The sequence below is a fragment of the Candidatus Firestonebacteria bacterium RIFOXYD2_FULL_39_29 genome (assembly GCA_001778375.1).
Classification (GTDB): Bacteria; Oederibacteriota; D2-FULL-39-29; order D2-FULL-39-29; family D2-FULL-39-29; genus D2-FULL-39-29.
Map to the genome: position 1 here is coordinate 44,938 of MFGV01000019.1, position 9,914 is coordinate 54,851.

Here is a 9,914-nt window from a genome sequence, read left to right on the forward strand (position 1 = left end):
GAATTTATAATTTTGTTTTTAGTGCTTGGTTTTCAGTTTGTTTAGTGCTTAGAATTTAAGTCTTAGTGATTGATTTTTATAGGAGTTATAATATGGATAAAAGTATGCTCTCCCGAATAAAACATTTGTTTGCAAAAGAGGAGCTTCCTCCGGATATATTATTTAAAGAAAAGCCGTCGTTGATTCTTCTTGTTCTTATTTATGTTCTGGCAATATGTGCGGTAATAGTTGTTGCAAAGTTCTACTCCGGAATTGTTCCGTTGCTTATCTCACAGATAACCTCGTTTTTTAAAGGCGTTAAGAGTGAATGGGTAGAGTTGATATTCCTTTTGATCACAAAATACATTTATCTTTTGATTGTACTGCTTCTTGCGCTTTATCACGTAAAAAGGGAGATAACATCCTATACGCTTACAAAAAATGATTTGGTAATTAGAAAAGGTTTGCTTGTCAGAAAAGAGATCTATGTACCCGTATCGAAGATATTAAATATTTCAATAAGAAGAAATTTTATCGGTCTAATAGCCGGATATGGAACAATAGAAGTGGAGCTTGGAGGGTATGCCGCACCTATTACCCTTGAAAATATTTCAAATTCAAGAGAAAAAGTAAAGCTGCTCCTGCAATTGATAAATAAAATTTGATAAAGTTACGGGTAGAGAGTTGAGTGAAAAAGCTTTTGCTCGTAACTCGTCACCCGCGACTCGTAACATCTTTAAGTTCGTATCAACGGAGATAAATAATGACGGTAGAAAGATATTTAGCTTTTGATTTTGGCGCCGGCAGCGGAAGAGCGGTAGTTGGAGAAATAAGCGGGAAAAATGAGCTCAAGTTGAGCGAGCTTCACAGGTTTCCCAATCAAACTGTAAAATTAAAAGATACGCTTTATTGGAACACATTATCGCAGTATACAGAAATTAAAAATGGTTTCAGGATATTTGCTGCAAAATATTCCAAAGCCCCGAGGGGAGTAGGGATAGACACCTGGGGTGTTGATTTTGGACTCCTGGATGGCAAGGGAAGACTTATAGAAAATTCTGTAGCCTACAGGGATAAGCGGACGGATCATATACCGGAAAAATTGTTTAAACTGCTTTCCAGAAGAGAGCTTTACCGGCTTACCGGAATACAGATAATGCAGATCAATACTGTTTTTCAACTTTACTCCCTTTCTCTTTCTAAAGACAGGACTTTAAAAGCTGCAAAAAGCCTGCTTTTTACTCCGGATCTGCTGAATTATTTTTTAACAGGAGAGAAAGCGTCGGAGTTTACCATCTCTACTACATCTCAATTATATAACCCAGAAAGCGGCAGATTTGAAAAGAAAATATTAGATAATATTGGTGTTGACCCGAAGCTTATGCAAAAATTTATTTTACCCGGGGAAAAACTCGGGAAAATAATTCCGGAGATTTCTTCCGAGACAGGCCTTTCTTCAGGTGTGCCGGTAATAGCGGTTGCTTCTCATGATACGGCTTCAGCTATAGCTGCAATTCCTGCGGAGACGGATAACTTTATTTACATCAGCAGCGGGAGCTGGTCTCTTATCGGTTTTGAAACGGAAAAGCCCTGCATTAATGAGAACTCCGCAAAGTTTAATATTACCAACGAGGGCGGTGTCGGAGGGACCTTCCGGGTCCTCAAAAATATTAACGGGCTCTGGCTAGTACAGGAGGTCAAGCGGATGCTTCTAAGAAAGAAAGAGTATTCTTTCCCGGAGCTTACAAAGCTTGCGGAAAAAGCGAAACCTTTAACCGCTGTAATAGATCCGAATGACCCGTGTTTTCTCGCACCGAAGGATATGATAAAAGAAATTCAAAACTACTGCAGAAAAACCGGGCAGTCGGTGCCGCAGGATGAAGGCTCGATCGTCAGAACTGTTCTCGAAAGCCTTGCGCTTTCTTACAGGCAGGCAATAGAGCAAATTACAGTTTTAAGAGGAAAAAAACCGGAGTGTATCCATATTATAGGCGGTGGATCCAATAACAGGCTACTTAACAGGTTTACCGCTGAAGCAGCCGGAGTTCCGGTTTTTGCGGGACCTTCCGAGGCAACCTCAGCCGGAAATATCCTGGTACAGGCAATGGGGATGGGAAGATTAAGTTCGTTAAAAGATATAAGAGAGGTAAGTAAGAAGTCATTCAGACCGGAAGTGTACATGCCGAAAAGTAACGGTGGATTTGAGAAGGCGTATGAGAAGTATCTTAAATTAAAGTAGCCGCCAAATAAAATCACTAAGAATTAAGCACTAATAACTAAACAATAACTAAGGTCACTAAGCACTAAAAAGGAAGATATTTAATATAGGTTCGATGATTTTGTTTAGAATTTATAGTTTTGTTCTTAGTGCTTGGTTTAAAGTTTGTTTAGTGCTTAGAATTTAAGTCTTAGTAATTAAAAATATTTTGTACGGAGGAGTTTAAATGAATTTGACTATAAAAAAAGAGTATGCACTTGCAAAAGAACGTTATGCGAAACTCGGTGTAAACACGGCTGGGGCATTAAAAAAACTAAGTTCAGTCAGCTTATCTCTTCATTGCTGGCAGGGGGATGATGTTTCCGGATTTGAAAAGGAGGGCTCGCTCCTTTCCGGCGGCATTCAGGTAACGGGTAACCGGTTTGGCAAGGCAAGAAGCGCGGATGAACTTAGAAATGATCTGGAAAAGGCGCTCTCACTGCTCCCCGGAAAACATAGAGTAAACCTGCACGCTATATATGGTAACTTTACAATGAAAAAAAATGACAGGGATCAAATAAGTAAGGAAAATTTTACGGATTGGGTTTCCTGGGCAAAGAAACAGAAGTTAAAACTTGATTTTAACGCAACACTCTTCTCGCATCCGAAATCGGAGTCCGGTTTTACGTTAAGCAGTAAGGATGCTTCTATCCGTGCTTTCTGGGTGGAGCATGTTAAAAAATGCCGTGAGATCTCTGCCTGGTTCGGGCAGACACTCGGGAGCGCCGCAGTCCACAATCTCTGGATAGCTGACGGGATGAAAGACCAGTGCGCGGACAAGCGTGGTTACAGAGAAGCGCTTAAGAAATCTCTGGATGAAATATATTCGGAGAAACTCTCTTCAAGATATATAAAAGATGCGGTAGAATCAAAACTTTTCGGGATAGGGAGCGAGTCTTTTGTTGTCGGTTCCCAGGAGTTTTACACTTCGTATGCCTTAAAGAACAATCTTATGCTCTGTCTTGATATGGGACATTTTCATCCGACCGAAAGTATAGCGGATAAAATCTCGGCAATACTGATTTTCCAGAAAGAAGTACTAATCCATGTGAGCCGCGGCGTTCGCTGGGACTCCGATCATGTTGTCCTTTTTGATGACGCTACAAAAGAAGTAGCCTCGGAAGTAAAAAGAAACAATGCTCTATCTACAGCCCACTTTGCCTTGGATTATTTTGACGCTTCTATTAACAGGATAGGCGCGTGGGTAATCGGCGCAAGAGCCGCTCAAAAATCCCTTCTATGCGCGTTACTTGAACCGACCAGCACTCTTGTTAAAGCCGAAGAGTCCGGGGACTATTTCAAACGCCTCGCGCTCTCCGAAGAATTAAAAGCCATGCCCTTTGGCGCAGTCTGGAATTATTTCTGCGAGCAGGAAGGCGTACCCTCAGGAAGTGAGTGGATAAAGGAAGTAGAAACTTACGAAAAGGAAGTCCTTACCAAGAGATAAAATAGTTTGTATCCTTGTCCGCCAATGCTTTGTGGCGGAAGTGGAAGCGAACTCGAAATTCCTATAAACTTGATATTATGAATTTTAATTATTTCATTTTTCTGCTTCGGTTTTTGGGTTAGACAGTTAGACATTAGACTTTTATGGAGTTATTATTTCTGTTATAATGAATAATGTTTATACCTACAACAGCAGATGAAGTAAAAAGAATCGGTTGGAAAACTCTGGATATTATTCTGATAACCGGAGATGCTTATATTGACAGCTCTTTTATTGGCGTTGCTGTTATCGGCAAAGTTCTTATGAATGCGGGTTTTAGAGTGGGGATCATTGCCCAGCCGGATTTGACCTCAATTCTTGATATAACACGACTTGGTGAACCGGAATTATTCTGGGGGGTTACCGCAGGGGCGGTGGATTCCATGGTAGCTAACTATACCGCTTTGCTTCGAAAAAGACTGGAAGATGATTTTACCCCCGGTGTTGAAAATAATAAAAGGCCTGAGAGGGCGGTTATTGCGTACACCAACCTTATTAAGCGGAACTTCAAAAAAACAAAACCCATAATTCTTGGCGGGCTTGAAGCATCTCTCCGGCGCATCGCGCACTATGATTATTTTACCGACTCAATCAGGCGCTCTGTCCTTTTTGACGCTAAGGCAGATATTCTTGTTTACGGTATGGGAGAAAAAGCGGTATTAGAAATAGCGGCGGCTTTAAAGGAAGGAAAGGATTGTAAGAACATAAAAGGCATCTGTTATGCGTCAAGTGAAGCGAAACCGGACTATATAGAAGTTGCCTCATACGATGAAGTAAAGACGGATAAAAAGAAATTTGCAGAGATGTTCAAAATATTTTATGATAACACCGACCCGGTTACCGCCAAGGGTTTACTTCAAAAACACGATACAAGATACCTTGTGCAAAATCCTCCCCAACCCAACCTGACGACACCGGAACTTGACGCTATCTACGACCTTGATTATGAAAGAGAAGTTCATCCGTATTATAAACAAAAAGGCGAGGTCAGGGCGATGGAGACGATTAAATATTCCATAACATCGCATCGCGGCTGTTACGGGGAGTGTAATTTTTGCTCGCTTGCCGTTCATCAGGGTACGACTGTTGTTTCAAGAAGCAGTGAGTCCATAATAAGAGAAGCAGAAAATATCTCCGGACGGGCAAATTTTAAGGGTTTTATCACGGACGTAGGCGGCCCTACTGCAAATATGTACGGTATAGAGTGTAAAAAGAAATTAAAAGAGGGAAGATGCAAAGACAGAAGGTGTATTTATCCTGAGATCTGCCCTAAATTAAATATAAGCCACCTTCCCCAGATGGAGCTCCTTCGAAAAATTGCCGCGATACCGGGGGTAAAAAAAGTCTTTATTGCCTCAGGTCTTCGCTATGACATGATAATAAACGATAGAGAGTTTGGCCTTGAGTATCTGGAAGAACTAGTTAAAGATCACGTTTCAGGACAGCTAAAGATAGCTCCCGAGCATATAACGGAAAAAGTAACAGCTTTAATGGGAAAAACAAAATTAGCCCATCTGCGGAAATTCAGAGAACAATTTGACGGATTTAATCTTAAGCATAAGAAGAACCAGTTCTTGACGTATTATATGATAGCCGCGCATCCCGGCTGTGAGCTTACCGATATGAAAGAACTCCGGGCCTTCGTAAGAAAAGAATTAAAAATGACCCCCGAGCAGATACAGGTCTTTACCCCGGCGCCTTCAACGTATTCAACCTTGATGTACCACACCGGCTACGACCCTTTCACCGGCAAAGCAATTTTCGTAGAAAAAGGCCTGAAAGGAAAAAGAGAACAGAGAGACGTGATTTTTGAGCCGGTGGAAGAAAAAGGATACAAAGGTCACAGAATACAGACGGGAGACTGAGTAGAGGTTTGGATGTTTAGATGGTTGGAGGGTTAGCAAGTACGTTGAGCTGAAGCGAAATCCGCCAACGCTTTTTGGCGGAAAGTACGAAGTTTAAAATTAATGAGTTTTTATTATATTAATACCACATTAATGTAGCACCCGTAACTCTTCACCCGCTACTCGCAACATCTTTTAGTATGCAGCCGTATAATTAAGTCAAAAATAATAAAACTGGAGAAAAGCACATGCCCCATGAACATAAGCATGATATCTTCTGCGCCGGCCGCGCCGGGAAGTTAATAGGCTTTTTAAGACGGCTTACCCAGAATCCTTACAGGATACTGAAACCGTACTTAAAGGAAGGGATGACTCTGCTGGACTTTGGGTCCGGTCCGGGATTTTTTACCGTACCTGCGGCAAAGCTTGTAGGAACTTCAGGAAAAATATATGCCGTGGATGTTCAGCAGCAGATGCTGGATATGCTTGTCAAGTACGCGGATAAAAAAGGTGTATTAGGGAATATAATAACTATAAATAATCCTGAACATGAAATAGGTATTGAATTAGAAGCAGATATCATCCTTGCAATATATGTAGCGCATGAAGTTCCTGACAGGGACAAGTTGTTCCTGAGTCTAAAGAAAAGACTAAAACCGGAAGGATTCCTCCTTCTTGCCGAACCCAAACACAGGGTGACTGAAACCGAGTTCAAAGAAACCCTGGAGATAGCAAAGAAGAACGGCCTGGAAGAAGCGGGTAAGTTTAAGATGGTGGAAAGCAGAACGGCAGTGCTGAAAAAAAGTTAATAAAGTTTTTAAGGTTTGTAAAGTTTATAAAGTAAAAGCAAAATAACAGCTAAAGACAGAAAGGTGTTGACGTACTGTATGTTCTTATGTATAATATTATATACATAGGAGAAATGTGCATATAAATAATGTGTTAGAATATATATTTGCGAAGAAGACAGGGGTGAAGCTGTTACGCTGGCTGGTGCTTGATGATACCGAAAGAAGCGGCAGAGAACTGGCGAAGTTTGCGGGTATTTCGGCTATGCAAGCCCATATTAATCTCCAGGAACTAAGGGAAGAAGGACTTGTTTCCGTGCGCAGTATAGGGAATGCCATGGTGTACAAAATCAAAGAAGACCATTTTCTGATGAAAAATATATTAAAAGAGTTGTTCAAGGCAGAAAAAGAGCTTTTTGATAAGTTGAAAGCGGAGTATATTGATAAAGCTGTAAAAAAAGCGGAATGTGTTATTCTCTTTGGCAGTGTATTTGAAAAGACAGAAAAAGGCAACAGCGATTTAGATCTGTTTGTCTTATGCAGAAGTGAAGCGGATAAAAAGGTTATCGAAAAAGAGTTTTCGGATGTCGGTATTAATTTTCTTGTTGAAACCGGGAATTCACTTTCACCGTTGATACTGACAGAGTATGAATATAAGAAAGCAGTGAAAGAAAAAAAAGGGATAATTGCTAATATAAAAGGAGGGAAAGTTTTAAAAGGCAAGCTTCCATAAAAGTATTAATTTCACGGGGGTGAAATGACAGGCAAAATTCCAAGAAAAACGAGAGAAAAAAGTACGTATTCTTTGTATTTTAAAAAGGCAAATCAGTATTATAGGGTAATTATTGCCAACATATAAAAAGCTAATCACAACGGTTTTCTCTTGACATGAATATGCCTGAAGCATACAATTATATGCATAGGGCATACAGAGGTGAATATGTTAGATCTAAAGGGAAATAAGGGGAAAATATTGGGGATATTGTATTCTTCGCCGGACCGGGATTACTATATGCAGGAGCTGGGGCGGCTTATTGGAAAAAAACCCGGAGTGTTTCAAAAGGCTCTTGAAGCGCTTTCAAAAGAAGGTGTTTTAAAAAGTGAATACAGGGCAAACGCAAGATATTTCCGGGCAAATGAAGAATATCCGCTTTATGCGGAGCTGAAATCCATAGTTAAAAAGACATCCGGAATGATCCCTGAAATTAAAAGTGTTATCATAACAATGCAAGGGATTAAATTCGCTTTTTTATACGGCTCTTATGCTAAAGGAAAAGAAAACTCTGCTTCTGATATAGATATTTTCCTGGTTGGAGTTGTTGATGACAGCAAATTATTAAAGGTAATAGAGAATCTTGAGAATAAAATTAAAAGAGAAATAAATTATAGGATAATTCCTCAAAAAGAGCTGCTTTCTTTATTGAGAGAAAAAGATCCCTTTATCTTGAGCATCTTTTCTGATAAAATAATAATGCTCAAGGGGGACGAATATGAATTTAGAGGAATATTTAATACAAAATCTCGTAAAAAAAGTAGTTCCTGATTTTCTTCAAATAAACATGCAATTGAAAAGATCAAGAAAAGATATTGTTGCGGCTGAGAAGCTGGCGAAATCTGACAAAACCTGGGCTTATACGATCTGCTACCATTCAATGCTAAGGAATGCAAGGGCTTTAATGTATGCGAATGGATATCTTCCGACGAACAGGAATACGCATAAAACTATCGTACAATATGTGAGCTCTCAAATTGGAAAGGAGTATTCGGATATTATCAGTAAACTGGGCCGTATGAGGCGCGAGAGACATGATTTCATATACGAATCTAAAAACGGCATTTCAACTTTTCAAGTTACAACAGCAATAAACTATGCAAAAACCTTGGCGAAAGTTATAGAAAAGTCCATAAATAAGATAAATCCTCAAAGCAGTATAATGGAGTAAATTTTGCTCCGACTTGTTAACGCTTTATACGTGCCATCTCTTTTAAAATCTCGTCAAAAGATCCGCCTTTTATGACTGGCGGATGTGTCATCAGTGCCTTCTTAAAGGCCCTTCAAGACAAGTTCCAGCAATTGTTCTTCCGATACTCCCAAATTTTTATATTTTTTGTAATAGTCATCAACTATATCCTGATAATCCCTTGCGGTCGATTCGCGGATGGCTTTTACTTTTTTCAGGGCTTTCATTATGAGTTCGTCGGTGATCTCGATTCCCTTTGACTTTAGGAGTTTTTCGTTCTGTTTAAGAACGTCTTCTACGGCTCCGGCGCCGCTGTGCTTGCCGAATACAAAACGTCTTTTGCCTCCGACTTCTTCTTCTCTGATTACCTGATATATAGAAGGATGGATCAGTATACCGGCTGTGTGAATCCCGGATTCGTGGGCGAAAACGCCTTCGCCAATAATAGGTTCATGGGGTTGTATGCAGATACCGGAGGCTTTTTCCACTTCCTGCCTTAATTCGTGAAGCATATCATATCTGAAGCCGGGGATCTCTACGCCGTAAAGGTCTTTCAGTATCATAACTGTCTGGTGAAGAGACGTATTGCCGGCCCGTTCTCCCAGTCCGTTTGCTGTGACTCCCATATAAGAAGCGCCGTGACTCATCGCCCGCACCGTATTTAAGGCGCTCATACCGAAGTCATTATGAAAATGCGCGGTCATAGGGACACCATTAAGGGCTTTAACCATTTTTGGAATATAATAATCAACTGACTCGGGAGTGAAAACACCGCAAGTATCGGAAAAGCACATTCTGGTGCCGCCAGCTTTAACGCAGGCTTTTGCCCATTTTACACCGTATTCTATATTTCCTCTTGAAGAATCTTCAGAGGCGAACTCGATCCTATTAATACCTTTTGATTTGCCGTATTTGATGGCATCACAGATAAGAGCAGTATTCGCTTCTCTGTAAAATTCCAGAGGAGTTTTCATCCAATCTTTTTCGGATTTGCCTTCTCTTCTTAAGAGAGTTCTCCCCAGTTTATACTTTATATGAAGGTCGGAGATGGTGGAGAGGACGAGAATGGAAACATCATCCGGTTTTGCTCCGATCTCTGCAAGGGTATTAATGACAATATCAATATCTTTAGTATTACTCCGGCACATAGCGAGGATCTCAACATCTTTTCTTATCTCGCCTTTCTTTTGCGCCGCAACACAAAGCTTAAGAGCCTTCTGGTCCGTCTCACCGTTAACGGGGAAGGCGACGTCCATGGTGTGAATGCCCATTTTTGAAAGAAGTTTCGCAAGGCGCAGTTTTTGCTCCGGAGAAAAGATAACCCCCGGCATCTGTTCACCGTCCCGGAGGGTATCGTCGTAGATCCTTATCTTATCAGGCTTCGGGAACTTGAGATGCTTGGTGAACTTTTTAGGATCGTTGATGAGCTTACTTAAGGGCTCTCGAAACTTAATCATGGCGTCTCCTGTAGAGTAAAAATGAATAACTAAGATTTAAATTCTAAGCACTAAACAATTACTAATCCAGACTGTGTCGCAATTAAATTACTAACATGATATAATATGGCATATTCACTCCAAAGGAGCAAGCCATGTATCG

9 protein-coding genes are annotated in these 9,914 nt (G+C 40.5%); 8 read left to right on the top strand and 1 reads right to left on the bottom strand.

All coding sequences use genetic code 11. The annotated features are described in order from the left end of the window. The first annotated feature begins 92 nt into the window (after window positions 1–92). The 8 genes from A2536_01625 (at window position 93) to A2536_01660 (ending at window position 8,297) form a co-directional block, all read left to right on the top strand. Window positions 93–644 (top strand): hypothetical protein, encoded by a 552-nt coding sequence (locus A2536_01625; GenBank protein OGF47626.1) that lies wholly within the window; start codon window positions 93–95, stop codon window positions 642–644. Between the two features lie 98 nt (window positions 645–742). After that, window positions 743–2,218, top strand: coding sequence for a hypothetical protein (locus A2536_01630; GenBank protein OGF47627.1), 1,476 nt, complete (start codon window positions 743–745; stop codon window positions 2,216–2,218). A 205-nt stretch (window positions 2,219–2,423) separates the two neighbouring features. Next, on the top strand, window positions 2,424–3,683 hold the full coding sequence (locus tag A2536_01635) for an L-rhamnose isomerase (protein ID OGF47628.1): 1,260 nt from the start codon (window positions 2,424–2,426) through the stop codon (window positions 3,681–3,683). A gap of 173 nt (window positions 3,684–3,856) precedes the next feature. Beyond that, a complete protein-coding gene (locus A2536_01640; GenBank protein ID OGF47629.1) occupies window positions 3,857–5,587 on the top strand; it encodes a YgiQ family radical SAM protein in 1,731 nt (576 codons plus the stop codon). Between the two features lie 227 nt (window positions 5,588–5,814). Beyond that, window positions 5,815–6,375: a hypothetical protein gene (locus tag A2536_01645; protein ID OGF47630.1), complete on the top strand. Its 561-nt coding sequence runs from the start codon at window positions 5,815–5,817 to the stop codon at window positions 6,373–6,375. Between the two features lie 115 nt (window positions 6,376–6,490). Beyond that, window positions 6,491–7,087, top strand: coding sequence for a hypothetical protein (locus A2536_01650; GenBank protein ID OGF47631.1), 597 nt, complete (start codon window positions 6,491–6,493; stop codon window positions 7,085–7,087). A gap of 207 nt (window positions 7,088–7,294) precedes the next feature. After that, entirely contained in the window at window positions 7,295–7,897 is a 603-nt protein-coding gene (locus A2536_01655; protein ID OGF47632.1) for a hypothetical protein, read from the top strand. Continuing rightward, on the top strand, window positions 7,845–8,297 hold the full coding sequence (locus A2536_01660; GenBank protein ID OGF47633.1) for a hypothetical protein: 453 nt from the start codon (window positions 7,845–7,847) through the stop codon (window positions 8,295–8,297). The genes A2536_01655 and A2536_01660 overlap by 53 nt, the downstream gene beginning before the upstream one ends. Window positions 8,298–8,398: 101 nt before the next feature. Here the strand turns inward: A2536_01660 and A2536_01665 are convergent, their stop codons facing one another. Further along, window positions 8,399–9,772, bottom strand: a complete 1,374-nt coding sequence (locus A2536_01665; protein ID OGF47634.1) for a hypothetical protein — start codon at window positions 9,770–9,772, stop codon at window positions 8,399–8,401. Window positions 9,773–9,914 lie beyond the last annotated feature (142 nt).